This window comes from Halobaculum marinum, from assembly GCF_029338555.1.
In the GTDB taxonomy this organism is placed as follows: Archaea; Halobacteriota; Halobacteria; order Halobacteriales; family Haloferacaceae; genus Halobaculum; species Halobaculum marinum.
Genome location: NZ_CP119989.1, coordinates 1,122,971 through 1,148,409 on the forward strand (window position 1 = coordinate 1,122,971; position 25,439 = coordinate 1,148,409).

Here is a 25,439-nt window from a genome sequence, read left to right on the forward strand (position 1 = left end):
GTGTTCGCAATAGTGCGATATCGGTCCGGAGGGTGTCGTAACTCTCCGCACTCGTGCTTACGTCGGTATCGTTCGTGATAGAGGGCATGGTAGGTACCAGGGTGGGAACCACGTCCGAGACATGTCTAGCGAGGGGCAGGACTCGAGGCGTGAACGAGACGTCGGGAGTTTCGGACCTGCACAGTCGTCTGCGTCGCCGGGACGACCAACGCAGACCAGGTCGATCCCTCCGTTGCGACGACCTGCCCTCGGTCGAGGAACGGGCGACACGCACCCGCGGCGCCACCACGCTCCACGCGAGCGAACAGGTCGGGCGAACGGCGGGACACCCCGGAGGTGGCTCCGACCCATGATCGTTGAGGCGGCGGACGACGCACCATCGATGGATACGATGTTGGACGTCTTGGCGAACGGGTACCGGCGCCGGTTACTCGCCGCGTTGCTCGAACACAATCCACAGGACGACCGTGATCCACAGTTGCCCGCGGACACCATCTGTTCGGACGAGGACTTGGAGACGCTCAAGATCCGTATGCGGCACACCCACCTCCCGAAACTGGAGGGTGCGGGAGTCGTCGAGTGGGATCGGGAGGCCAACTCGGTGCGGAAGGGACCGCACTTCGACGAGATTCGCCCCCTGCTCGAACTAATGAGTGCCCACGCGGACGAACTCCCCGGTTGCTGGGTGTGACAGCCACAGCCTTTGCCTGAGGACGGCGAACACCGTCCGCCACACCCCACTCCGCGCTCGTGGTCTCGCTATCCCAGCGGGATCCACGCGCTCGCCGGCAGCACGCCGAGCCACGCGAGCGCGCCGATCACCAGTGACGAGACGACGATGCTCGCGGCGGGCGGGTCGAGGTGCGTCTCCGAGTGCGCGAAGAACACGCGCTGGAGCAGTTCGCCCGCCAGCGCGCCGAGGACGCCGAACGCCCCGGCGACGAGGAGGGCGACCGTCAGCGACACGTCGCCAGCGACGACGCCCGGGAGCACCGACCCACGCTCGGCGCCCGCGAGCGCGAGGACGACTGTGCTCGCCGGGAGCGCCATGTGATGGGTGACGGGGATGCGGGCGGTCCCGCCGATCAGGAACACGAGCGCGGCGACGCTGATCCCGAACGCGAGGAACGCGCTCCCGGTGAGGTACGCGACGTACCCCGAGAGGACGCCGACCACCGCGCCGAGGCCGACCACGTCGCGCCACTGGTACAGGTACGGGAGCCACGGCTCGACCCGCGTCGGGTCGTCGGCTGCGTCGTGGACGCGAGGTATCGCGGCGGTAGTGACACCGCCGTCGGTGACGGCGTCGGGACGCTCGGCCCGCTGTTCGCCACCGTCGGCGGCGCCGCCGCCGGGGAGCCCCACCAGCCCGTCGCCGCGCTCGAACGGCGTCATGTCGAGCAGCTTCACCAGCGGCGCGCCGACCAGGCTGTAGCCGAAGACGGCACGGTGGGCCAGTGCCGAGAGGACGACGCCCAGCGCGACGGGGTCGGTGGGGACGCCGAGCGACCCCGAGGCGGTCGCCACCGCGAACCCGAACACACCGAAGACGCCGCCGACGGCGAGCACGTCCGGGCGACTCCCGAGGCCGACGGTGACCTCCTTCGCCGGGTGATAGTCGAAACCGGGCGTCTCGACGTACCCCTTGCTCACGGCGTACGCCAGCGCCGCGGCGCCGCCGCCGAAGGCGACGTGCGGACCGAGCACGACCCCGAAGGCGATGTCGCCGGTGACGTTCACCGGGACCGCGCCACCCGCGGCGCGGGTCGCCAGCGCGTACAGTTCGCCGGCGATCACGACGAAGCCGCACAGCACGAACGTGTTGAGCGCCCCGAGCGCCGCGCCGAATGCGCCGCCCGCGAACGCCGCGATCAGGAGTTCGACCGCGAGGAGATCCGCGAGCGGCACTACGCTCCGGCCCCGTCAGCGCCGCCTTCGTCCCTTCCGAACGCCTCGTCGAACAGGTCGACGACGAGGCCCTCGATCTCGTCGCGGATCGCGGCGACCTCCTCCGGCGACTTCCCGTCGGGGTCGGTGAGCGCCCAGTCGCGCGCCTGCACCGTGTCCGCCAGCGACAGCGTCGAACAGCCCATCGTGGCGACGTAGTCGCACTCGTTCAACTGCTCGTCGGTGAGCTTCTGGGGCGTCCGCCCGGCCACGTCGATGCCGATGTCGGCCATCGTGTCGACGACCTCCTCGTGGACGTGGTCGGCGGGGTGGGTGCCGCCCGTCAGCAGTTCGACGCGGTCGCCGAGGCCGCGGCGCTCGGCCTCCCGCTGCGCGAACGCGTACGACATCTGCGAGCGACCGGCGTTCTGGACGCAGACGAACGCGAGGCGGACTGGCTCGTCGCCTCCGGCGGTCTCGTCGGCGCTCATTCTGCCACCTCCCGGGTTGCGTCCAGCGCGTCCAACAGCGCCTCCGACCGCGCGGTCGTCCCGTAGTAGCGCCACTTCCCCTCCTTGCGGCGCGAGAGTAGGCCGGCGTCGGTCAGCGTCGACAGCGCGTGACTGACCGCCGACTCGCTCACGTCGACCAACGGTTCCAACTCGCAGACACAGAGGTCGTCGTCGGCCGCGGCGACGACCCGAACCAGTCGGTAGCGGGTGTCGCTCCCGAGTGCCGACAGCGCGTCTAGGTCGGCGGTTTCGTCGGCCGCCTCCACCGCCGCGCGCTCGCCCAGCGCGCGGAGGTCGGTCAGTCGGTCCTCGACGTCGCTCCCGCAGCACTCGCCGACCTCGTCGGCGATAAGTCGCTCCAGCCGCTCGGTCGTTGCCATACCAACGATTGCAGAACTGTTCATATGAAGATGGCGGGACGAGCCGTCGGGAGCGCTCCGGAGCGTTCCCGAGCGTCTGGAAGCGTCGCCGATGTTGAGGGGTGTTGGCACCCAACGAAGAAACGCCGCTGCGACGGAGGGTCCGCGCGCGGCACGGGAGACGGTTCCGTTCCAGTTCGCTCTCGACGTGCGGCCTGCCGCCCACCGATCGAGTGGTCTCGGTGGCCGGCATCGGCCGCTTCGAGGCGCGATTCTCACGCCCGTTCGACACCGACCACGAGCCGTCGGTTCGTGGGAGTGAGGCGTGTGGTTCGCCTTACTCCTCTACGGGAGACTGTGCGCTCACTCGTGCGACGCCGATGGTCACCGCGACGTCCTCGACGGTCCACTCCTCGACGAGGTCGAAGTCGCCGTCGTCGACGAACGCGTCCGCACGCGTCTCCTCGGCGACGTACTCGCGGTGTTCGTCGACGAAGCCGGCGACGCGCTCGTCGTCGACGTCGACGGACACGCGGATGCGCTCGTCGACCTCGAGGTCCAGTTCCTTGCGCATCTCCTGGATGCGGCGGACCACGTCGCGCGCGTACCCCTCCGACTCCACGTCCTCGGTGAGTTCCGTGTCGACGTACACGGTGCCGCCGTCGAACTCAGCGCTGACGACGCCCTCGGGCGCCTGCGAGTGGAACGTCACCATCTCCTCGTCGAGGTCGTACACCTCGCCGTCGACTTCGACGGCGAGCGTGCCGCTCCCTTCCAACTCGGCGCGAGTGGTGCCCTGGATGGCCGTCATGACCTCCTGGGCGTCGCCGCCGAAGGCGGGGCCGAGTTTGGACATCTCGGGTTCGGCCACCTCGACGAGTTCGCCGTACGACTCGACGACCTCGACGGCGCGGCTGTTGACGCGCTCGCCCAGCAGGTCACGGAGGTTCGACACCGAGTCACGCACGGCGTCGTCGTCGCTCTCGACGACGACTCGCGTGACGGGCCAGCGCAGTTTGCGCTCGGCGCGCTGGCGAGCGTTCGCGGCGGCCTCCTCGACGCCGCGGAGGACGGCCATGTCCGTCTCCAACTGCTCGTCGCGGAGGTCGGCGTCGACCGCCGGCGTCGACAGTTGGTGGACCGTCGTCGCCTCGCCGTCGAGGTGCTGGTACATCCGCTCGGTGAGGTACGGCGCGTACGGTGCGAGCAGGCGCGTCACCTCGCCGAGCACGGTCGCCATCGTGTCGTAGGCGGCGTGCTTGGAGGCGCTGTCCTCGTCCTCCCACATGCGCTCGCGGATGGCCTTCACATAGAAGCGCGACACGTCCGTCGTCACGAAGTCGAGCAGCGCGTTGAGCGCGTCGTCGACCTCGTAGTCGTCCCACGCCTCGTCCATCTCCGCCTTCACGGTTTGGAGTCGCGAGAGCACCCACTCGTCGACCACGTCGAGGTCGGCGTCGTGGACGTCGGGGTCGGCGGGGTCGTAGCCGTCCAACTCCATGTACGGCAGCGGGAAGCGGAACACGTTCCACAGGATGTTGAGCGTCGACTGCATCTCGTGGAGACCGTCCCACTCGAACGCGAGGTTCTTCTCCTGCTGCTCGTGGCTGAGGAGGTAACACCGGAGGGGGTCGCGCCCGGCGGCGTCGATGGCCTCCTCCGGTTCGACGATGTTGCCCTTCGACTTGGACATCTTCGAGCCGTCGCCCATCGTCGTGAAGCCGTGCATCAGCACCTCGCTGTACGGCGACTCGCCGAGCGCGGCGGTGCCCATGCCGAGTTGCGACCAGAACCAGCCACGGGTCTGGTCGTGCGCCTCGATGATGAGGTCGGCGGGCCACAACTCCTCGAAGTCGGCCTCGTCGCCGGGGTAGCCGATGGTGCCGAGACTCGCGACCGACGAGTCGAACCACACGTCGAACACGTCGGGGACGCGTTCGTACGTCGTGCCGTCCTCGGTGACGGTCAGGTCGTCGACGGAGGGGCGGTGGAGGTCGATGCTGTCGGGGTCGACGTCCTGGTCGACGCGTTCAGCGAGTTCCTCGCGCGTCCCGATGACGATGAGGTCCTCGGCGTCGTACTGCTCTTGCTCCTCGGGCACCCAGATGGGGAGCGGGATGCCCCAGTAGCGCTGGCGGGAGACGTTCCAGTCGGGCGCCTCCTCGACGAAGTTGCGGAAGCGGCCCTCCCGCGCGGAGTGGGGGTGCCACTCGGCGTCGTCGATGTTGTCGAGCAGTTCGTCTTTGATCTCGGTGATCCGGATGAACCACTGGTCGGTCGCGAGGAAGACGATGGGCGTGTCACACCGCCAGCAGTGGCCGTAGCTGTGCTCGTGGGTTTCGCTCGCGAGGAGGAGGCCCTTCTCCTCCAGGTCCGCGATGATGTCGTCGTTGGCGTCGCGGACGAACGTGCCCGCGTAGTCGCCGGCGAGGTCCGTGTAGACGCCGTCGCCGCCGACGGGACAGAACGCCTCCAGGCCGAGTTCCGACCCGCGCTCGAAGTCCTCCTGCCCGTGGCCGGGCGCGGAGTGGACGAGGCCCGTGCGGTCGGCCTCGACGTACTCTGCGGTGTACACCTCGCCGGCACCCTCGAAACTCGGGTGCTCGGGAACCTCCTCGGCGAGCGGGTGGTCGTACGTCCAGCCGACCAACTCCTCGCCGGAGAACTCGTCGACGACCTCGAAGTCGTCGTAGCGGCCGCGACGGAGGGCGTCCTCCACCGTCGACTCCGCGAGGAACAGCGTCTCCGTCTCGCCGTCCTTCGTCGCCTCGACCTGCTGGTAGGTAAGGTCCGCGCCGACGGCGATGAACGTGTTCGCGGGGATGGTCCACGGGGTCGTCGTCCAGATGACGAGACTCCCCTCGCGGTCCGAGAGGGGGAACTTCACGTAGATGGAGGGGGACTCGATGTCCTCGTACTCGACCTCGTTGTTGGCGATGGCCGTCTCACAGCGCGGGCACTGCGAGATAGAGCGCTTGCCCTGTTCGACGAGGCCGCGGTCGTGGACCTGCGACAGCGCCCACCACGCCGACTCCATGTACTCCGGGTCGATGGTCTGGTACGGGTCGTCCCAGTCCATCCAGGCGCCGATGGACTGGAAGTCCTCGTCCATGTTCTCGCGGTTGCGCTGGGCGAACTCGCGGCACTCGTCGATGAAGTTCTCCATCCCGAACTCCTCGATGTCCCGCTTCGTCTCGAAGCCGAGTTCCTGCTCGACTTTCGTCTCGATGGGCAGGCCGTGCATGTCGTAGCCGGGGCGGTCGGTCACGTCGTGGCCCGCCATCCGGAGGCGGCGGATGACCGTGTCCTTCAGGGTCTTGTTCCACGCCGTCCCCAGGTGCATCTGGCCGGTCGTGTACGGCGGCCCGTCGACGAAGAAGAACGACGGGTCGTCCGCGTGCGCCTCCTTCGTCACCTCGTAGGCGTCCGTCTCGTCCCAGCGCTCGGAGACGGCGGCCTCCACCGCCTCCGGCGTGTACTGGTCCGAGATGTCGCTGTCGTCCATGTGCGGTGTGAACCGGCGCGAGGTTATCAAGTCGGTGGTCCCACGCCGCGCGCTGTCACGCGGTTGGACGGACGCCCGCGACCCCACGAGTGGGCGCCCGCACGCGGCCGTCTCACCGCTGAGAACCGCGGCGACGGGTTCATACGGCGACCACCGAAAGCGCCCGGCATGAGCGACGCCGACGACCCAGACGCGCCGGAGGACGCCGACGAGGCGGTCCGCGACGTCGTCCGCGTCGACGGCCCCGACCCGAGCGACGAGGACGAGGGCGACGACGAGGGGCCGCCCGTCGGCCGCGACGGTGTGATGGACCCGGAGGACCTGGACATCCGCGGTCGCGACGGCGTCGACGAGACGGAAGACGGGCGCTACGTCATCTCCACCGGTGGCGGGCGCCACGACGACCTCCGCGACCCGGGAGCGCTGCTCGACGACGACCAGGCGGACGCTGGCGGGAGCGGCGACGATCCGAACCACGCGGACCGACGAGCGTCGGTCGCCGACCCCGAAGCCGAGACGTCGGGCCACTCCTCGCCTGATTCTGAGGACGACCCGCTGGCGGCGGTCGCCGCCGAACTCGGCGCGCTCTCCGCCTCCCACGGCTTCGCGCTCGCGGTCGCCGCCGGCGGCGACACCGACACCCTCCGCGTCGCCTCCGCCGACCCGACGGACACGCTCGCGACGGCGCTGCGGTGGTACGCGCGGCGCGTGAACCCCGGCGAACCGCCGGAGGAGACGCTCCGCGAACTGATCGCGGCCTCCGACCTCGCGCTCGACGTGTCGTAACCCGGCGACGATCGGCCGCCGGCGACGTGGAAAGCGGTAAACCCCCCTGCCTCCAACTCGCGTGACATGAGCGACGACGACGGGGTGGCGCTGACGGTCCGCGGCGCGGCCAAGCGCGACGCCGGCCGCGGTATCGCGCGCCTCTCCGACGCGACGATGAGTAGGCTCGGGGTTCTCTCGGGCGAGACGGTCGTGATCGTGGGTGACCGCGAGACGGCGGCGAAGGTGTGGCCCGCCGGCACCGAGGCCGACGACGGCGAGGTCCTCGTCGACGGCGAGACGCGCGCCAACGCCGGCGCGAAGATCGGCACGCAGGTCCGCGTCCGCAAAGAGCGCGTCGGCGAGGCAGACGCCGTCACGCTGACGGCACCCGCCGCGCTCGACTCGGTCGACATCGACGAGTCGACGCTGGCGCGCGCGGCCAAGCGCGACCTCGATGGGCGGCCGGTGAGCGCCGGCGAGCAGGTCCGCCTCCCGCACCTCGGCGGCAACGTGTTCGTCGTCCGCGACACGCGGCCCGAGGGCCCGGTCAAGATCCACGACGGCACGCGCGTCACCGTCGAGCGGTCGGGCGGCGGATCCGCGAGCACCGCCTCGGGGAGCACTGCGGGGTCGGCCGACGGCGGGCGCGCGGGACCGAACACCACCACGTCGGGGACGGGCGCCTCGGTCGACCTCCCGACTCGGGACCGCCGCGAGCGAGGCGGCGACGGCGCCGCCGACGACGGCGACACCACCACCGGCGGTGCCCCGGCGCCGACGCCACCCGCGGGCGGGGTCACCTACGAGGACATCGGGGGTCTCGACGAGGAACTCGACCTCGTGCGCGAGACGATCGAACTCCCGCTGTCCGAACCGGAGGTGTTCGCCCGCCTCGGCATCGACCCGCCGAAAGGCGTCCTCCTGCACGGCCCGCCCGGGACGGGGAAGACGTTGATCGCGAAGGCCGTCGCCAACGAGGTGGACGCCAGTTTCATCTCGGTGTCCGGTCCCGAGATCACCTCGAAGTACAAAGGCGAGAGCGAGGAGAAACTCCGCGAGATATTCGCGCAGGCGGACGAGTCGGCGCCGTCGATCATCTTCTTCGACGAGATCGACTCCATTGCCGGCCAGCGCGAGGACGGCGGCGACATGGAGAACCGGATCGTCGGGCAACTGCTGTCGCTGATGGACGGTCTCGACGCTCGTGAGGACGTGATCGTCATCGGCGCGACGAACCGCGTCGACTCGATCGACCCCGCGCTGCGTCGGGGCGGGCGGTTCGACCGCGAGATCGAGATCGGGGTGCCCGGCGAAGCGGGCCGCCGCGAGATTCTGGAGGTCCACACCCGCCGGATGCCGCTCGCGGACGACGTGGACGTAGACCGACTCGCCGCCCGGACGTACGGCTTCGTCGGCGCTGACATCGACTCGCTGACCACGGAGGCCGCGCTGACGGCGCTCCGGCGCGCCCGCCACGACGACAGCGAGGTCGACCTCGCGACCGTCGAGGTGACCCGTGCGGACTTCGAGTCGGCGCTGGCAGCGGTCGAGCCGTCGGCGATGCGCGAGTACGTGGCCGAACAGCCAGACACCACCTTCGACGACGTGGGGGGCCTGACCGAGGCGAAGAAGACGCTGGAGCGGGCCGTGGAGTGGCCGCTGGCGTACGCGCCGCTGTTCGACGCTGCTGGCGCGGACCCACCGACGGGCGTGCTGCTGTACGGCCCGCCGGGCACCGGGAAGACGCTGCTCGCGCGCGCCATCGCGGGCGAGTCGGAGGTAAACTTCATCGAGGTCGCCGGCCCGGAACTGCTCGACCGCTACGTCGGCGAGTCCGAGAAGGCCGTCCGCGAGGTGTTCGAGCGGGCGCGACAGGCGGCTCCCTCCATCGTCTTCTTCGACGAGATCGACGCCATCGCGGTCGACCGCGACGGGATGGGTGGCGACTCCTCGGGGGTTGGCGAGCGCGTCGTCTCCCAACTGCTCACCGAGTTGGACCGGGCGAGCGCCAACCCCAACCTCGCGGTGATCGCCGCGACCAACCGCCGGGAGGCCCTCGACGACGCGCTCGTGCGCCCCGGTAGACTGGAGAGTCACGTCGAGGTCCCCCTGCCCGACGCCGAGGGTCGCCGGAAGATCCTCGCGGTCCACACCCAACGGACGCCGATGGCAGACGACGTGGACCTCGACGAGGTTGCCGAGCACACCGAGGGGTACTCCGGTGCCGAACTCACTGCGGTCGTCCGCGAGGCGACGATGCGCGCCGTCGAGCGCGTCGCCGAGGAGTTCGGCGACGAGGCGAACGACCACGCCGACGCGTTGTCGGTGACGGGCGACGACTTCGAGGCGGCGCTGGAGCGCGTGCGCCCCCACGAGTCGCTCGACTGAGGACGCCGCCGGTCCCCCGGCCCGCCGGCAGCGGCTACGCCTTGCGCAGCACCGCTTCGTAGTGCTCCGGCCGGTCGTACCGGACTTCGTCGACGCGCCACGCGGAGCCGGCGCACGCCTCCCGGAGCACCGCTGGCGAGAAGAGCCGGAACACCAGCGTGTCGCCGACGCTGCCCTCGTACTCGAAGTGGAACGCCCGGTAGCCCAGCCCCGGCGTCGGGTCCGGGCGCCAGCCGAGGAGGTCGCGCGCGGCGTCCGCGTCGGGGTCGTAGCTGTCGAGGACCGCGACGGCGTCGTCGGTCGTCACGACAGCCAGGTCCGCGAGGAACTGTCGGAGCCCGTGCCGGGAGCGCGCGAGTCCGACCTGGGTGCCGTGGGCGTACGCCGCCCGGAAGCGGTCGCGGTCGAACGTCTCGCGGAGGGCGAACATGTCGCCCTCGACGGCGCGCTCGAGGCCCCGCTCGCGCATCGTCTCGACGAGGTGCCCGCTCGGGTCTAGCCCCACGACCTCGCCGTCGTAGCGTCGCTGGAACCGGCGCACGTCGCGTCCGACACCGGCACCCAGGTCGACCAGCGGCGTCGCGAGGCCGTCGTCGTCGAGCGTCTCGTACACCGCGTCGTCGCGCTCGGCGAAGTAGTAGCGCTCGACGGGGTGTTCGACGCGGTCGTCGCCGTCGACACACCACAGCGGGTCCGTTCGCTCGCCGCGATGGTGGTCTCGGATCGCGCGGCCGTAGGGGTCGGTCACGGCGGAGTCGAGGCAACCGGGCCCAAAGACGCTGTGTGAGACTCGGTACCGACTCCGGCCGCGCGAGCCGTCACTCGCCTCCGAGTAGCTCCTTCGAACAACCGGCAACACTGACGCCGAACCGCACGGACTAACCTCGCCGCGGGCGGGCGTGTGGTATGTCCCAACTGCTGCCCGACGAGGCGGCCGAGCGACTCGTCTCCACGTGTCGAACCACCGTCGGCGACAACGCGCGGTCGGTGACGTACTTCTCGCGCACGGACCACGAGCAGCTGTACCTCCGCGAGGACTTGGAGCAGGACGCCGACCTGATGGCGTTCATCGGCACCGAGCGCCAGGACTTCGCGATGGCGAGCGACGGCTACTCCGGCACCGAGTTGGGCCGCTACCGCTACACGATGCGCGTGTTCGAGAACGGCTACGCCATCCGCGTCGACGGCCGCGACAAGGGCGTGCTCGTCACCTGTGACGGGATGGAGCTTCGCGACTTCAACCACCTCGCGACCGCCGTCGGCAAAACGCTCGACGAGTGGGAGGGCGAGGACTGAGTCGCCGCCGGCGGGGGATCGACACCGGTACACTGTTCACCCTCTACGAGAAGCGACGACCGTGCCCTCCGCAGTTGCGAAACTCCGAGCCAGACTGACGACCGATCCCGACGCGTGGAATCACCCTCGCCGTGCGAAACAGGTGCTCGCGACACTGGGGTTCGTCGCCGCCCTCCTCGCGATCGCGATCCACTCCGTGGTGCTCGTTCACCGCGGGATCGATATCGATCCGACCGTGTTCATGCTGGCCGTCACGGCCGTGAGTCTCGCTTCGGGGTACGCGGTCCTCGCGCTCCTCGACTGAGCAGGCGACGACGGCCGACCCGGCGGTCGCACGTGACCTCGTCGAGTCCGGTACTCACCGCTGCTGTAGGAAGTCCAGACAGACGAGACCGGCCCGCGCTTGGATCGCGACGAGGTCGCGGATCGGGACGACCTCGTAGTCGATGGCTCGCTGGAGGTCGGCGATCCGGTCGGTGAACACCCGCTCGACCGCCGCCTTCGCGTCGACGAGTCGCCGGCGAGCACCGGCGTCCGCTACCGTCATCGCAGCAGTGTCGAGCGTCCGGAGCAGCATCCCCGCGTTCGTGAGCAGGTGGTACGTCCACGTCGCCTCCTCCTCGACTCGCTGGGCGACTGTCTCGGGCTCGTCACCCTCGGCGCTCGACTCGGCCCACGCGAGCCGCGACTCGTCCTCGCTCGCGTACCAGTCGAACACGCCGCGCACCTCGCGGGCCATCGGCGTGTCAGGGAAGTACTCGACCGTCGCGGCGACGGCGGCCCGAAGCTCGCGGATCAGCGGGCGACGGCGCTCGACCGCCTCGCGGATCACTTCTTTGCGGCTTTGGTCCAACTCCGTCGTGTCGCCGACGCGAGGGTCGCGGAAGTACGGCAGTTCGACGACGACCTCCACCGGGGGGTCGCCGTCGGTCGCCCGGCGGGCGTAGTCGACGGCGTTGCCGCCGAGCAGTGACTCCTCGCGGGGGGCTCCCTCGGCTGTGACCTCCTCGTACCGGTCCTCGAACGTCGGGAGCCGGAACACGGCGTCGGCGAACGCCTCGTTGCGGTGGTTCTCGGGGTCGCCACGGTTGAGCGGGACGCCGTGGTCCTCGGGGATGGACTGGAGGGTGTCGTACAGCGGTTCCAGTCGCTCGCTCGCGTAGTAGTAACACCCGCCGAAGGGCGCGTTGTGGAGGCTGAACAGGAACTCGGGGTCGTGGTCGTCGATCAGGTCGGCGAGCACCCGTGTCCCCGGCGTCGGGTCCTCATAGCGGTATCCCTCGTGGTGGATCGGGAACGTCGCCTCGATCTGCTCGTCGGGTGGCGGGCGATAGAAGTTCTGCGCGTAGTTCGACAGCGTGAACGGCCCGTCGAACCACCCCTCGTTGCGCCGGACGCCGTCTGGGTCGGCGACGGGGACGCAGACGAACTCGTAGTCGAGCGACTCGCGGAGGGCGTCGTTCGCGGCGAGTTCGTGGAGCAGGAAGTCGACCGTCGTCGACCCGATGGGCTCGTTCGGGTGGGGGGCGCCGAACAGGAGGGCGCTCTCGGAGCCGTCGCCGACCGTGACGGACCACAGTTCCTCGCTATCTGCTGTCTCGCCGTGGGTGCGGTAGGTGACGTGGTCGTGGGCGGCCGCGAGGGAACGGTCGCGCTCGCGGTGCTCGGCCACCGTGAGGAACGAGTCGTAGCGGGGGACCGCGTCGGCGAGGTGCCTGAACGTCCGCGTCGACGGGCTGGAGGCGTCGCTCATCGTTCGGACCCCTCGACACTGTATCAACAATCCAACGGTTCGCGACCACGAACGCTGGCGTCGACTACTCCCAGAAGCTCTTCGTCCGCGCGTACTGGCGCTCCTGTTTGAGAATGTCGCGGTAGAAGTCGTCCTCGTTCTCGCGCAACTTCCCGATGATCCGCGCGGCGTTGTGTGGCCCCACACCGCGAGCGGCGAGTGCGATCACCGCCTGCTTCCCGTGCGCTTGCACGAGGTTCGCCGCGCGGTTCGCCTTCCGCGTCAGCTTCTCCTGCTCGTCGTCCTTCTCGTGGGCGCGGACGGCTTTCACGGTGTCCTCGTCCCACGGGTTCAGCGCCGCGATGCGCGTCGACCCGCACTCGGGACACTCCGGGGTGTCGCGGACGCGCCGCACCTTCGTCCGTTGCTTCCACTCGCCGCAGTGGACGCACAACTGGATCACGTGGTCGTCCATGATCCGGTCGCGGATGGTCTCGATGACCGACGCGTCGGCGTTCTCGGGCACGAGGAACTCCCGACCGGAGGAGCGGCCATCTGTCCCGAGTGGAGTGCGTTCGCGAGCGGCGACCACCTCCACGTCGCCGGCGTCGATGGCGTCGAGCAGGTCGGCGGTCTCCTCGACGGCGAGTTCCGTGTGGAACACCTCCCGCACCGCCTCGTCGAACACGGGCGTCCCCTCCAGCGCGGCCATGAGGCGGTCGCCGCCGAAGCGCTTGTTCCCCTGATACCGTTTCAGCGCGCCGAACTTCGCGGCGACGTGTGCGAGGGTGAACTTCAGCGTGTCCGAGTTCTTCAACGCGAGTTCGAGGAGCGCCTCGACGTGCGCGGGGTCGGTCTCCTCCAGCACCTCCATGACGGTCCCCGGGGTGACGCCGTTCGGCACCTCCAACTCGACGCGGTACGGGTCGGCCTCCATCCCGACCGACGAGCCGGTGCGCTGGCCGATGAGCGCCGAGAGCAGTCTGCCGAGCGTGCGGTTCACCTCGTGACCGAACGCGGCGTTGATCGCGATGGAGCGCCCGAGCCCCTCCACGACGATCCGCGAGTCGGTCGGCATCGGGTGGCCCGCCTCGGCGTGCTTCTGGACGGTGTCGAGGCCGACGGCGATGGTGTCTGCCTCGGCGGGGTAGCGCCCGGCGAACTCGCGGGCGACCGCGTCGGTGTCGGCGCCGCCGGCGAACTGCGGTTCGGCGACGCCGCGCATCTCGCCAACCTCCCCGGCGACGGCGCGCGGGACGGGAATCTCCTGGCCAGTCCACGACGGCACCTCGCCGGCGGGGTCCTCGATGGGCGCGACGTTCACCTCCGCTTCCTCGTCGTCGATGTCGTTGATGCGCCACAGCTCCCCGCGCTGGATGAACGCCTCCCCCGGCTGAGCGAAGTTGACGACGAACCGCTCGTCGAGCGTGCCGATCTGGCGGCGCGAGGAGATGTCGTACACGTCGTACGTCTCCTCGTCGGGGATCATCGAGAGGTTCCGGTAGTAGTACTGCCACGTGCCACCGGAGGTCTCCAGCACGTCGCGTTCCTCGTCGATCCACAGCAGCCGGTTCCCAGACAGCTCTCGCGCCACCTCCCGGAAGGTCGCCTCCGCGAGGTCGCGGAACGGGTACGCCCGGGTGATCAGCTCGTACGCCTCGCGGGCGTCGACCTCGCCCATGTCCATCAGCAGCCCGACGATCTGGTTGGCGAGCGTGTCGAGGCTCATGTGGTGGATGCCGGAGTCCTCCACGTCGCCGTCGACGGCGCGGCGGGCGATGGCGAGCGCCTCCATCGTGTCGTCGGGAGCGTCCGTCACGATGGTGCCGCGGCTCACCTCGTCGCGGCGGTGGCCCGCGCGCCCCACGCGCTGGAGGAGGCGCGCGACCTCGCGCGGGGAGTTGTACTGGACGACGTGGTCGACGCGGCCCACGTCGATCCCCAACTCCATCGAGGAGGTGCAGACGAGCCCGTCGACCTCGCCGGCCTTGAACGCGTCTTCCACCTCGATCCGCGCGTCCTTCGACAGCGAGCCGTGGTGGACCCCGATCGGTTCGCCGAGCGTCTTGAACCGCGAGCCGAGCGCCTCGGCCGTCTGGCGGGTGTTGACGAAGATCAGCACCGACTCGTTGTCGCGGACCACGTCCCTGATGAACCGGACGTGGCTCGCGATGTCGGGGTCGGTCGCCAGTTTCCCGGCGAGGCGCTCGTCCTCCAGCGTCACCTCCGGCGACACCACGTCGAACTCGACCTTGCTCCCCACGTCGACCTCGATTATCTCACAGCCGCGGTCGCCGGTGAGGAACTTCCCCACCTCCTCGGGGTCGCCGACCGTCGCCGACAAGCCGATCCGCTGGAAGTCGCCCGAGAGTCGGCGCACGCGTTCGAGCCCCACTGTCAACTGTGCGCCCCGCTTCGAGGCGGCGAGTTCGTGCACCTCGTCGACGACGACGTGGTCCACGTCCGAGAGGGCGGCCCGGAGCTTCTCGCCCGTAAGCATCGCCTGGAGCGTCTCAGGCGTCGTCACGAGCACGTCCGGCGGGTCGTCAGCTTGCTTGCTCCGCTGGTACTGGGTGGTGTCGCCGTGGCGCACCTGCACGTCGAGGTCGAGGTACTCGCCCCACCACTCAAGCCGCTCGCGCATGTCGCGGTTGAGCGCCCGAAGCGGCGTCACGTACAGCGCGCCGAGCCCCTCCGGGCGAGTGTCCGCGAGCGCCGAGAGCACGGGGAGCATCGCCGTCTCCGTCTTCCCGGTGCCGGTCGGGGCGATCACGAGGGCGTCCTTCCCGGCCGCCAGCGGCGGGATAGCTCGTCGTTGGGGCGCCGTCGGCGTCGTGAATCCTCGCTCCGAGAGGGCCGCCCGCACCTCGTCGCCGAGCGCGGCGAAGGCGTCCATCCCCGTCGCTCGCGACGTGTCGCTCATCGCGCGTCGTAACGGCGCGAGGTGGTTAAGCGTCGCGCTCCCGGACGCATCGCGTCGCTCGGCGGCGTCGGACGGAGCGCAGAAACCGCGGTGTCGAGGTGGTCAGGTGGGGTGAGCCTTACTCGCGGCTCACCGAGAGGTTCTGGACGTGGTTACCGCAACTCGGGCACGTGCCCGGGTGGCTCCCCGACTGCGTTCGGCTCCCGCAGCCGACACATTCGAACAGGCCCTCCGACGCGCGGTACGGATCGATGTCGATGGCTGGCATGAGTGAACGTGTGTCACAACCACCCCTAAACGTTGTCTACAGATGGGTACGAAGGACTCTAGGACATTATACGGATACGTATTGACGGCCGTCCAATCTCTCGCCGGGACACCGGTCGAGCAGTGGGGACTGCCGGGCGGTGCCGCTACAGCAGTTCCTCCTCGACCAGTTTGCGCGCCTTGTCGACGGCGCCGACGGAGGTGAGGTAGCCCGCGCCGACGCCGGCCTTCGACGCCTTCGCCGCCGTGCCGGTGAGCACCGTCGGGCCGAGTTGCGCGACCGCGCCGTCACCGATCGAGACGAGCCAGCCGGGTACCTCGAAGCGGTAGCGTGCGAGGCGCGGTTCGAAGTCGTCCGGCTGCGCCGTGCGGTCGTGGTCGACCAGTCGCGCGAGGTTCTCGGCGACCGTCTTCGCCTCGCGGATGGCAGCCGACGCCGAGGCGGGCACCGGTTCACCGTTGGCGTCGACCGCCCGCGCGGCGTCGCCCAGTGCGAACGTCCGGTCGGTCAAACGGAGGTCCGCGCGGACGACGGGGCGGTCGCCGTCGAGGGCGTCGTCGCCCGCGATTCCGCCGGTCCACACGAGTTGGTCGTAGCGGAGGTCGCCGTCGTCGGTGACGAGCCGGTCGTCGAACACCTCTTCGACGGTCGTCCCCGTCTCGACGTCGACGCCGCGGTCGGTCAACTGCTCGCGCACCGCGCGCCGGAAGTTCGCGGGGAAGTTCGGCGCCACGTCGTCGAGCATCTCCACCACGACGACCTCCACGTCTTCGGGGACCTCCGCGCCCTCCTCGCGGGCGAGCGCGGCCAACTCGCCGGCCACCTGCACGCCCGAGAGGCCAGCACCACCGACGACGACGCGCCCGCCGTGCTCGACCACGTCGAGGAAGTCCTCGCGGACCCGCGCGGCGTCGTCGAGCGACTTCAACGGCGTCGCGTGCTCGCGGAGCCCCTCGATACCGTAGTACGCCGTCTCCGAGCCGAGACAGAGTGCCCCGTAGTCCCACTCGATGGTGTCGCCGGACGCCAGTTCCGCCTGGCCGGCCTCGGCGTCGACGTCGACGACGCGGTCGCGGACGAACTCGGCGCGGTCGAGCAGGTCCTCGACGGGAATCGAGATGGCGTCGGCGACCGCCGGGCGTCGGATCGCGCGGTGGGTCTCGTGGACGAGGACGTGGTCGGCGGACTCGTCGACGAGCGTGATGTCCACGTCGGACGGGAGGCGCGATTCGAGTTTGCGGGTCAAGGCGACGCCGGCGTAACCGGCGCCGAGAACGGCGACGTGCATCGTACCACGACTACGGCGTACGCGCGTAAGGGCCTAGCGGCGGTTCGGGGTCGTGACCGACCCCGCGGGGGCGAAGGTTCACGTCCGATGCCGGGACCACGACCGTCGATGACCTGACCGTCGACCGCGGACGGCGAGGCTGGTGTGTGGTGCACCGTCCGCGGGGTCGAACCGTCGCCGAGGCGAGCGGCGACGGATGCACCGCCTGTCAGCCCCACACCGAGCGGCGGCGCCGACTCAGAACAACGATTTCGACTCGCTCAGCACGCGCGCCGGGCCGCCGACCTCCCAGATCTCCGTCTCCACGCCGACCTGCGCGATCCGTTCCTCGACGCGCTCGGCGTACTCGGCGGGCGTGTTGACGTACACGCTCGCGCCGGTGTCCGTCGAGAAGTAGACGGGCACGTCCTCCTCCTCGCGGAGTTCGCGCACGGCGTTGAACACGGCGATGGTCTCTGGCTGCCAGTACACCCAGCCAGCGGGGCCGGTCATCGTCGTCGCCGTCAGCGACAGCGAATCGTGTTCTGCGATCTCGAAGATCCCAGAGAACTCGCCGACGCGGAGGCGGTCGCGCATCCGCTGGAGCTGTTCGTGGACGTGGGCCATCCGGGCGTCGAACATGTGGCTGGCCTCTGCCTCGCGGTGCGCCTCTTCGGTCTCCTTGTACGCGGGCACGAGCGCCGTCACGACGCGGAGGTCCTCCTCCGGGTCGAAGCCGTCGGGACCGACACCGACGTCGAGGCGCTCCGAGCGGCAGTCCTCGTCGTTCATGCCGGCGTACAGCACCGAGTAGGCGCCGGTGACCGCGCGGGCGGCGGACGACGAGCCGCGGCGCGCGACCGTCGAGACCTCCGGGCGCGTCATGTCGAGGCCGGCGGCTTCGGTGAGCGCCATCGCCAGCGCGGCGAACCCCGAGGAGGAGGAGCCGAAGCCGACGTTCGACGGGAAGGAGTTCTCGGACTCGACGCGGACCGCCGCGTCGAGGTCGGCCAAGTCGCGCACGTAGTCGGTGACCAGTTCGATCCGCTCGGCGCCGCGCCCCTCGACGACGTCGCCGTCGATGCGGTACTCGTCGTCCGAGGGCGTCGCGTCCGGCTCCCACTCGACGGTCGTCGTCGTCCGCGAGGGGGCGGTACAGAGACTGATCGAGTCGTGGTACGGGAGCCGTCGCTCGGCGTCGCGCATCCCGTGGTACTTCACGAGGCCCTGGATCGGGTGGGCCGTCGCGGTGGCCTTCATACTCGCCGAACGGGCGGGGCCGGGGTTAGTCGTTCCGAATGGGCGCACTCCCGTCAGTCGGTCACTGCTCGTCCGAACTCCGCCGCTCGACGCCGCGCACGACGAAGCGTGCGCCCGTCGCCGCCTCGTCGACCTCGACCGTCCAGCCGTGCGCCTCGGCGACCGAGCGGACGATGGCGAGTCCGATTCCGGTGCCGCCGTCGCCGGAGGCACCCTCGTCGAAGGCGGCCTCGCCGAGGTCGGCCGGGAGGCCCGGGCCGTCGTCGCCGACGGCGAACCAGTCGTCGCCCGCCTCGACGGTGACGGTCACGTCGTCGCCGCCGTGTTCGACGGCGTTGCGCACGAGGTTCTCGAACAGTCGGTCGAGGCGGGCGGAGTCCGCGAGCACGACCACGTCCTCGGCTACGTCGAGCGACAGCGAGGCGGAGGCGGTGTCAACGTGGCGCCAGGCGCCTCGGACGCTCTCCGCGAGTCGCACTGGTGCCACGGTCGGCTCGTCGGTCCGTGCCAACGCGAGGAGGTCGCTGATGATCGCGTCCAGCCGGTCGTGGGCGCCCTCGACTCGCTCGAAGTGGTTTGCCTCGCCGGTCTCGCGAGCGAGGTCGAGATACCCATCCGCGACCGCGAGCGGGTTGCGGAGGTCGTGGCTGACCACCCCGGCGAAGCGGTCGAGTTCCTCGTTGCGACGTCGGAGTTGTGCCTCCCGCTCGCGCCGCTTGGTCACGTCGCGGAACAGGTACACGGCTGCGAGTTCGGCGCCGGTGGTGTCGGTCATCCCGGACCGTCGCACGTCGAACGTCCGCGTCTCCCCAGTCGCGTCCAGCAGCGAGAGACTGTCGACGGCGCCGTCTCCGCCGTCTCCGTCGTCTGCGTCGTCTTCGTCATCTGCGTCGTCGGGGCGACGCTCGAGGTTGCTGGCTTCGACCGTACCGGGCCCCTCTCGCGCGGCGAGGTACTCCGAGAGTGGGTCAGAGCGCAGTTCCCTCACCGGCTTTCCGACCGGGTTGGGGCCGAGATAGCGCCACATCGTCCGGTTGTAGTCGACGAGTGACCCGTCGTGGTCGACGACGAGCACCCCGTCGTCGATGTGGTCGAGGACGATGCCGCGCGCGACCGGCGCGGCGTCGAGCACGCGGTAGCGGTACACGCCCACCGCGACGAGTGCGCCGGCCACCGGTACCGTGACGACGGTCGGGTCGACCAACACCGCCGACGGCGTGGCGACGGCCACGACGTTCGACGCCCACGGGACGAGCGCGAACGCGACGACCACGGCCGCTTGCCGCCGGAACAGGTGACGGGTTCGGATCGCCCGGCGGACGACCAAGACGGTGCCGGTGGCAACCAACACGTACGCGTAGAGGATGTGCACCCAGAACAGTGGCCCGCGCTCGAAGTCGGCACGTGGGACCCCCGCGACCAGCCGGAACTCCCCGACGCCGTAGAACAGTCCGTGCAGGTGCGTCGTCGCGATGCCGGCGGCGATGAGCGCCGCGACCACGCCCAGGCCCGCGACGGTCCGTCGCCCGGCGAGCCGGTCGACCTCGGCGTACCTGGCGCAGAACAGCAGGAACGCAGGGGCGAACACGACGAACCCGACCTGTCTGAGTTGCCGCCAGACGAGAAGCTGGTCGGCACCTTCGGCGGTGAAGCCGCCGAGCGTCGCCAGTGCCGTCCAGGCGGCTGCCATCAACAGCGTAGCCAGCGCCACGGCGCCGCGCTCCTCGCGGTGGCGCCACGCAACCGTGGCCGCCCACACGGCGACGACCAACGCGGCGGCGACGACGGCGGCCACGTCCGCACGTGGAAACACGACCGGAACAGTTGTGACCCGCAATAAAAGCGTACCGCCCCGGGTCTCAGTACTCGTAGAAGCCCTTCCCGGTCTTCTTCCCGAGGTCGCCGGCGGCGACCTTCCGCTTGAGGAGGTAGGCGGGCTTGTACCGGTCGCCCAGTTCCTCGTGGAGCGTCTCGCTGGCGTCGAGACAGATGTCGAGGCCGATGTGGTCGGCGAGTTCGAGCGGCCCCATCGGTACGTTCGTGCCGAGTTTCATCCCCTTGTCCATGTCCTCCTTCGAGGCGACGCCCTCGTCGTACGCGCGGATGCCCTCGTTGATCCAGGGCATGAGCACGCGGTTCGTGACGAACCCGGGTTTGTCGTCGCTCTCCCACGTCTCCTTGCCCAGGTCCTCGGCGAAGGCGTGGGCGAACTCGGTGACTGCGGGTGCGGTCTTCTCGCCCGTCACGACCTCCACGCCCGTCATGATCGGGACGGGGTTCATGAAGTGGAGACCGACGACGAGGTCCTCGCGGTCGGTCGCCGACGCGATGGTCGTGATGGAGAGGGTGGAGGTGTTCGTCGCGAGCACCACGTCGTCGTCGGTCACGTCGTCCAGATCGGTGAAGATGTCCTGCTTGACGCTCATGTCCTCCAGCGCTGCCTCGACGACGAGGTCGGCGTCGGCGAGGTCCGCGAGGTCGGTCGTCCCGGTGATCCGCCCTTGGATCGTCGTGGGGTCCTCGTCGAGAGCGTCCTTCCCGTCGAGACGGGACAGCGACGACTCGATGGCGTCGAGGCCGTTGTCGACGAACTCGGCCTCGATGTCGCGCATGATCACGTCGTAGCCGGCGGTCGCGGCGACCTGGGCGATGCCGTTGCCCATCGTCCCCGCGCCGACGACGCCGACCGTCTCGACTGCTTCGAGTTCACGCATGAGCGTGGGTGCCCCTGCGGTCACCGTAAGCGTAGCGGAGCGCGGGCGTCGCGCGCGTCCGCCCCGGCAGGATGACGTGATTCTGACGAATTATTCGCTACTGATAGCTCGCGCAGAAAGATTAAAGCACTCGGCTCCGAGGGACCCAACAGGTGACCAGGTGTGGGGGATGACGTACGGGAGTTGAAGCACGTGGGGCCGGCGACGGCGGCGGTGTTGGCTGAGGCGTCGTTCGACGCCGACGACGTGCGCGCCAAGACCGTCTCCTACCGGATGCTGATCGACGCGGGGGTGAACCCCGGCGTCGCCGCGCGCATCCGGCGCGAGCACTCGCTGGCGTGGTCGTTCGAGTCGGAGGGTGAGGACCTCGGTCGACGGTCCTCGCAGATCCGCGGCCTCGGCGACGCCGAGCGCGCGTGGGTCGCGGCCTCCTCCGGCGACTGGCAAGACCGGGAGCCAGCCGACGACGACGACGCCCCCGAACCGACCGCCGCGGACGACGACGCCGATGCGGACAACGACACAGACGCCGATGCGGACGCCGAGCGCGAGTGGGTGGCCGCCGCGAGCGAGGCGGGCACCGACGCGACGAAGGCGGACGGCTCTGGCGACCCCGTCGCCGCGGAGTCGGCGTGGCGCGAACGCTCCCGACCGATTCCCGTGGGTGACGTCGACGGCGTGACCCCGGCGGACGCCGCCGACCTCGCGGAGGCCGGCATCACGTCCGCGCGGGCGCTGGCTATCGCCGACCCCGCGGAGGTCGCGGACGCGCTGGAGCGCGACGAGGAGCGCGTCGCCGGCCTCCGCGACGCCGCCGCAGAACGCGTCGAGTGAGGAAGGCGCTACTCGCCGCCGAGTAAATTTCAACCCTCAGACACCATGTGATTTATGGGTGATGGCGTCGCCGTTTAGCATATGATCTCCGGCGCGGACGACGCTATCACCCGAGACGGTAAGGCGCTGATTCTGGCGTACGACCACGGCATCGAGCACGGTCCCGTGGACTTCGAGCCGAACCCGGCGACGGCCGATCCGGAGCGGGTGTTCGACCTCGCGACACACGACGCCGTCACCGCGCTCGCCGTCGGGAAGGGCGTCGCCGAGTCGTACTACCCCAGCTACGAGGACGACGTGGCGCTGTTGGCCAAACTCAACGGCACGTCGAACCTCTGGATGGGTGAGCCAGACTCCGCGGTGAACTGGTCGGTCGACCACGCCGCCGACCTCGGTGCAGACGCCATCGGCTTCACCCTGTACGGCGGGTCGAACAACGAGGTGGAGATGGCCGAGGAGTTCCGCGACGCACAAGAGGGCGCCCGCGAACACGACATGGGCGTCGTCATGTGGTCGTACCCCCGTGGCCAGGGGCTGAAGAACGACACGAGCCCCGACACCATCGCGTACGCGGCGCGCCTCGGACTGGAGTTGGGAGCGGACGTCGTGAAGGTGAAGTACCCCGGATCGGGCGAGGCGATGGCGAAGGCCGCTCGGATGGCCGGGCCGACGAAGGTCGTGATGTCTGGTGGGTCGAAGACGAACGACGTGGCGTTCCTAGAGACCGTGGCGGCGGCGCTCGACGGCGGGGCCGAGGGACTGGCCGTCGGTCGGAACGTGTTCCAGCGCGAGAACCCCGGCGAAATCCTCGACGCACTGGAGGCGCTCATGTTCGAGGGTGCCACCGTCGAGGAGGCGCTCACCTACACGTCCGCCGTCGCCGCCGACGACTGATGGGGGCGCCGGACACGGATCCGGAGGCGGTCGCCGAGGCGGTGCTCGACACCGTCGCGAGCGTCGCCCCCGAGGTTCGGGCGGGACTCCCTGGACGCCGCCGGTACCTCGACGGCGAGAACCCCTCCGGCGAGGACGTGCTCGCGGCGGACGTGTACGCCGACGACCTGCTGGAGTCAGCCATCGGCGCGCTCGACGGCGTCGGCACGTACGCCAGCGAGGAGCGCGAAAACGCCGTCGACACCGGTGACGGTCCCGTCTCGGTCGCGGTCGACCCGCTCGACGGCTCGTCGAACCTCCGGTCGAACAACCCGATGGGGACGGTCGTCGCGGTGTACGACGGCGCGCTCCCGGCGGGCGGTCGCGACCTCGTCGCCGCCGGGTTCGTCCTCTACGGCCCGGTGACGTCGATGGTCGCCGGCGTCGGCGCGCCCGAGGAGACGACGATCCGAGAGTACCTCGTCACCGAGGACGGCGAGCGCGAAGCCGTGGACACTCTCGACCTCCCGAACGACCCGACGGTGTACGGCTTCGGCGGTCGCGTCCCCGACTGGCCGGCCGACTTCGCCGCTTACGTCGACGAGGTGGAAGACGAACTGAAACTGCGCTACGGCGGCGCGATGATCGCCGACGTGAGTCAGGTGCTCACCTACGGCGGCGTGTTCGCGTACCCGGCGTTGGAGTCGGCCCCGAACGGGAAGCTTCGCCTGCAGTTCGAGGGGAACCCCGTCGCGTACGTCCTCGAAGGCGCCGGCGGGCGCTCCTCGACGGGCGACGGGTCGATCCTCGACGCCCCGGCGACGGGACTCCACCAACGCGTCCCCGTCCACGTCGGTAACGACGACTTGATCGAGCGACTCGAAGCGGCGTTGGGGTAGGCGGCCTCCTCGACGGGCGGTTGCGGCGGTCGCGGCGGTCGAGGCGCTCGCGGCGGCAGTCGCGGTGGTCGTGACGACGCTGGTCGACCGCCGATCCGCCCGACGGGGCGGTCGCGCACCCGACCGCCGAGTACCACTCGTGAGACTCGGGCCGGTAGGTATCTACGTCGCCGTTCGAACGAGGGCGCACTGATGGTCGTCGCCGTCGTGCTCCCGTCGTTCGCGCTCGTCGCCGCGACGGTTGCGGCGGCGCTGTCCGTCGCCGCCTACCGGCGTCGGGACCGCCCCGGCGCCAGCGCCCTCGTCGTGTTGACCGCGAGCGCCGCCGTCTGGACGAGTTCGTACGCGGCGGCGCTCGTGACGTTCGACCCCGGGGCGCGGCAGGCGTTGGAGACGTTGGTGTACCTCGGTCGGGGGAGCCTCCCGGTCGCCTGGATCCTGTTCGCCGCGTCGTACGCCGGCATCTCCGACCGGTTCTCGGTGGGTCACGCCGCCGCCTTGGTCGTCTTCCCGGCAGTCGTGTTCCTCCTCACCGCGACGGCGCCGCTCCACGACCTCCTGTGGACCGACTATCGGGTCGTCGGGACGGCGGTCGCCGGGGTGCAGTACGACCCCGGGCCGCTGTTCTACGTCCACGTCGCCTACTCGTACGTCCTGATCGGCGTCGGGACGATGGTGATCCTCCGGGCGCTCGCGGCCGACGGCCAACTCGTCTCCGTCGAGGGGGGCGCCGTCGCCGGCGGCGCAGGTATCGCGCTCGTCGCGAGTCTGTTGTGGCTGTTCGATTTGACCCCGGTCCCCGGCGTCGACCCGACGCCGATGGTGATGTCGGTGAGTTGCGCGCTGTTCGCGGTCGTGTTGTTCCGCTTCGACCTGTTCGGTCGGTCGCCGGCGCCGCGCGTCATCGGTCGGCGGGTCGCGCTGGAGGGGTTCAGCGACGCGGTGCTCATCACCGACGCCGAAAATCGGGTGGTCGACGCGAACACCAGCGCCCGTGAGCGACTCATCGGTGACCCCGTCGGCCGGCCGGTCGCGGGCGTGCTCGGCGTCGAGCGGGCGCTCGACCCCGGCAGACACGAACTCGAACTGCCGACGCGCGAGGGCCGGCGGCGCTACTCGGTGTCGGTGTCGCCGGTGCGCAATCGACTCGACCACACGCTCGGCTACACGCACGTCCTGCGCGACGTGACGCGCCGCGAGCACCGCGAACAGCGACTCGCCGTCCTCAGCCGCGTCCTCCGGCACAACCTCCGCAACGACGTCAACGTGATCCGCGGCAATGCCGCGAGCGCGACCGGCGCGACACCCGCCGACGAGCAGGCCATCGCGGCGGTCGAGCGGTCCGCCGACCGCCTCGCGGGGTTGAGTCGCAAGGCGGGGACGGTCGAGCGCGTCGTCGCCGCGGAACCGACGACGGACGACCCCACCTCCGTGGGAGACGTGTTCGACGACGCCGTCGACCGGGTCGCCGAGTCGTACCCTGGCGTGGGATTCGAGGTCGACATCGCCCCCGGCCCGCAGGCGTGTGTCGACCGGGAACTGCTGTTCGCCGTCGCCGAGAACGTCGTCGAGAACGCCGCGAAACACGGCGACAGCTGGGTGGTCGTCACCGTCGCGAGAGACGAGGGGTCCGAGACCGTGACGGCGACCGTCGACGACGACGGCGACGGCTTGCCGGACTTGGAGCGCGAGACGCTCCTCGCGGACACCGAGGGTCCGCTGCGACACTCCGCCGGCCTCGGCCTGTGGGTCGTTCGCTGGGGTGTGGACATCCTCGGCGGCACGCTCTCGGTCGACACCCAGGACGCGAGCGGGACGCGCGTCTCGGTCCGACTCCCGGTCGCACCGACGGCGGACGGCGACACTCGCCGCGACGACGAGTGGGCGGACGGGGGCGACGCGTGACCTCTCGAAACCGATAGACAGACGGCGCGGCGGCCGCGAGTACGCGCCG

The 25,439-nt window shown here is 70.2% G+C and carries 21 protein-coding genes; 9 read left to right on the top strand and 12 right to left on the bottom strand.

Annotated elements, in window-relative coordinates; translation table 11 throughout:
- Window positions 1-349 precede the first annotated feature (349 nt).
- Window positions 350-691 carry a DUF7344 domain-containing protein gene (locus P0R32_RS05850; protein WP_276239015.1) on the top strand — a complete coding sequence of 114 codons (342 nt, stop codon included), beginning with the start codon at window positions 350-352 and terminating at the stop codon, window positions 689-691.
- A 68-nt stretch (window positions 692-759) separates the two neighbouring features.
- On the opposite strand, the gene P0R32_RS05855 is transcribed toward P0R32_RS05850, so the two are convergent.
- The 4 genes from P0R32_RS05855 to ileS form a co-directional block, all read right to left on the bottom strand.
- Window positions 760-1,908 (bottom strand): DUF7973 family transport facilitator, encoded by a 1,149-nt coding sequence (locus P0R32_RS05855; RefSeq protein ID WP_276239016.1) that lies wholly within the window; start codon window positions 1,906-1,908, stop codon window positions 760-762.
- Window positions 1,908-2,378 carry a low molecular weight phosphatase family protein gene (locus P0R32_RS05860; protein ID WP_276239017.1) on the bottom strand — a complete coding sequence of 157 codons (471 nt, stop codon included), beginning with the start codon at window positions 2,376-2,378 and terminating at the stop codon, window positions 1,908-1,910. The genes P0R32_RS05855 and P0R32_RS05860 overlap by 1 nt, the downstream gene beginning before the upstream one ends.
- Window positions 2,375-2,779: an ArsR/SmtB family transcription factor gene (locus P0R32_RS05865; RefSeq protein WP_276239018.1), complete on the bottom strand. Its 405-nt coding sequence runs from the start codon at window positions 2,777-2,779 to the stop codon at window positions 2,375-2,377. The genes P0R32_RS05860 and P0R32_RS05865 overlap by 4 nt, the downstream gene beginning before the upstream one ends.
- A 316-nt stretch (window positions 2,780-3,095) precedes the next feature.
- Window positions 3,096-6,263 carry an isoleucine--tRNA ligase gene (gene ileS / locus P0R32_RS05870; RefSeq protein WP_276239019.1) on the bottom strand — a complete coding sequence of 1,056 codons (3,168 nt, stop codon included), beginning with the start codon at window positions 6,261-6,263 and terminating at the stop codon, window positions 3,096-3,098.
- A gap of 168 nt (window positions 6,264-6,431) precedes the next feature.
- Here ileS and P0R32_RS05875 point away from each other — a divergent pair, with 168 nt between their 5' ends.
- Both P0R32_RS05875 and P0R32_RS05880 read left to right on the top strand, forming a co-directional pair.
- A complete protein-coding gene (locus P0R32_RS05875; protein ID WP_276239020.1) occupies window positions 6,432-7,049 on the top strand; it encodes a DUF7500 family protein in 618 nt (205 codons plus the stop codon).
- Window positions 7,050-7,115: 66 nt separating this feature from the next.
- Window positions 7,116-9,419, top strand: a complete 2,304-nt coding sequence (locus P0R32_RS05880; protein ID WP_276239021.1) for an AAA family ATPase — start codon at window positions 7,116-7,118, stop codon at window positions 9,417-9,419.
- A 34-nt stretch (window positions 9,420-9,453) separates the two neighbouring features.
- Here the strand turns inward: P0R32_RS05880 and P0R32_RS05885 are convergent, their stop codons facing one another.
- Window positions 9,454-10,167, bottom strand: coding sequence for a class I SAM-dependent methyltransferase (locus P0R32_RS05885; protein ID WP_276239022.1), 714 nt, complete (start codon window positions 10,165-10,167; stop codon window positions 9,454-9,456).
- A 158-nt stretch (window positions 10,168-10,325) separates the two neighbouring features.
- Between P0R32_RS05885 and P0R32_RS05890 the strand changes: the two genes are divergently transcribed.
- A complete protein-coding gene (locus P0R32_RS05890; protein ID WP_276239023.1) occupies window positions 10,326-10,715 on the top strand; it encodes a DUF7522 family protein in 390 nt (129 codons plus the stop codon).
- 61 nt (window positions 10,716-10,776) lie between these two features.
- A complete protein-coding gene (locus P0R32_RS05895; protein ID WP_276239024.1) occupies window positions 10,777-11,019 on the top strand; it encodes a hypothetical protein in 243 nt (80 codons plus the stop codon).
- A gap of 54 nt (window positions 11,020-11,073) precedes the next feature.
- On the opposite strand, the gene P0R32_RS05900 is transcribed toward P0R32_RS05895, so the two are convergent.
- From P0R32_RS05900 to P0R32_RS05930, 7 genes are all read right to left on the bottom strand, one after another.
- The gene (locus tag P0R32_RS05900) at window positions 11,074-12,468 is read right to left on the bottom strand and encodes a M14 family metallopeptidase (protein WP_276239025.1); all 1,395 of its coding nucleotides are present in this window, start codon (window positions 12,466-12,468) and stop codon (window positions 11,074-11,076) included.
- A 64-nt stretch (window positions 12,469-12,532) separates the two neighbouring features.
- Window positions 12,533-15,370 (bottom strand): DEAD/DEAH box helicase, encoded by a 2,838-nt coding sequence (locus P0R32_RS05905; protein WP_276239026.1) that lies wholly within the window; start codon window positions 15,368-15,370, stop codon window positions 12,533-12,535.
- A 118-nt stretch (window positions 15,371-15,488) separates the two neighbouring features.
- Window positions 15,489-15,638, bottom strand: coding sequence for a rubrerythrin-like domain-containing protein (locus P0R32_RS05910; protein ID WP_276239027.1), 150 nt, complete (start codon window positions 15,636-15,638; stop codon window positions 15,489-15,491).
- Between the two features lie 145 nt (window positions 15,639-15,783).
- Complete coding sequence (locus tag P0R32_RS05915; protein ID WP_276239028.1) at window positions 15,784-16,926, bottom strand: NAD(P)/FAD-dependent oxidoreductase; 1,143 nt, start codon at window positions 16,924-16,926, stop codon at window positions 15,784-15,786.
- Window positions 16,927-17,163: 237 nt separating this feature from the next.
- The gene (gene mvaD, locus P0R32_RS05920; protein WP_276239029.1) at window positions 17,164-18,165 is read right to left on the bottom strand and encodes a phosphomevalonate decarboxylase MvaD; all 1,002 of its coding nucleotides are present in this window, start codon (window positions 18,163-18,165) and stop codon (window positions 17,164-17,166) included.
- Between the two features lie 61 nt (window positions 18,166-18,226).
- Window positions 18,227-19,978 carry a sensor histidine kinase gene (locus P0R32_RS05925; protein WP_276239030.1) on the bottom strand — a complete coding sequence of 584 codons (1,752 nt, stop codon included), beginning with the start codon at window positions 19,976-19,978 and terminating at the stop codon, window positions 18,227-18,229.
- Window positions 19,979-20,024: 46 nt separating this feature from the next.
- Window positions 20,025-20,879 (bottom strand): 3-hydroxyacyl-CoA dehydrogenase family protein, encoded by an 855-nt coding sequence (locus P0R32_RS05930; RefSeq protein ID WP_276239031.1) that lies wholly within the window; start codon window positions 20,877-20,879, stop codon window positions 20,025-20,027.
- A 162-nt stretch (window positions 20,880-21,041) separates the two neighbouring features.
- Here P0R32_RS05930 and P0R32_RS05935 point away from each other — a divergent pair, with 162 nt between their 5' ends.
- The 4 genes from P0R32_RS05935 to P0R32_RS05950 all read left to right on the top strand — a co-directional run bounded on the left by P0R32_RS05935 (window position 21,042) and on the right by P0R32_RS05950 (window position 25,390).
- Complete coding sequence (locus tag P0R32_RS05935) at window positions 21,042-21,713, top strand: DUF7409 domain-containing protein (protein ID WP_276239032.1); 672 nt, start codon at window positions 21,042-21,044, stop codon at window positions 21,711-21,713.
- 81 nt (window positions 21,714-21,794) lie between these two features.
- The gene (locus tag P0R32_RS05940) at window positions 21,795-22,607 is read left to right on the top strand and encodes a class I fructose-bisphosphate aldolase (protein WP_276239033.1); all 813 of its coding nucleotides are present in this window, start codon (window positions 21,795-21,797) and stop codon (window positions 22,605-22,607) included.
- Window positions 22,607-23,485 carry a class 1 fructose-bisphosphatase gene (locus P0R32_RS05945; RefSeq protein ID WP_276239034.1) on the top strand — a complete coding sequence of 293 codons (879 nt, stop codon included), beginning with the start codon at window positions 22,607-22,609 and terminating at the stop codon, window positions 23,483-23,485. Before P0R32_RS05940 ends, P0R32_RS05945 begins: the two co-directional genes overlap by 1 nt.
- 192 nt (window positions 23,486-23,677) lie before the next feature.
- On the top strand, window positions 23,678-25,390 hold the full coding sequence (locus tag P0R32_RS05950) for a sensor histidine kinase (protein ID WP_276239035.1): 1,713 nt from the start codon (window positions 23,678-23,680) through the stop codon (window positions 25,388-25,390).
- Window positions 25,391-25,439 lie beyond the last annotated feature (49 nt).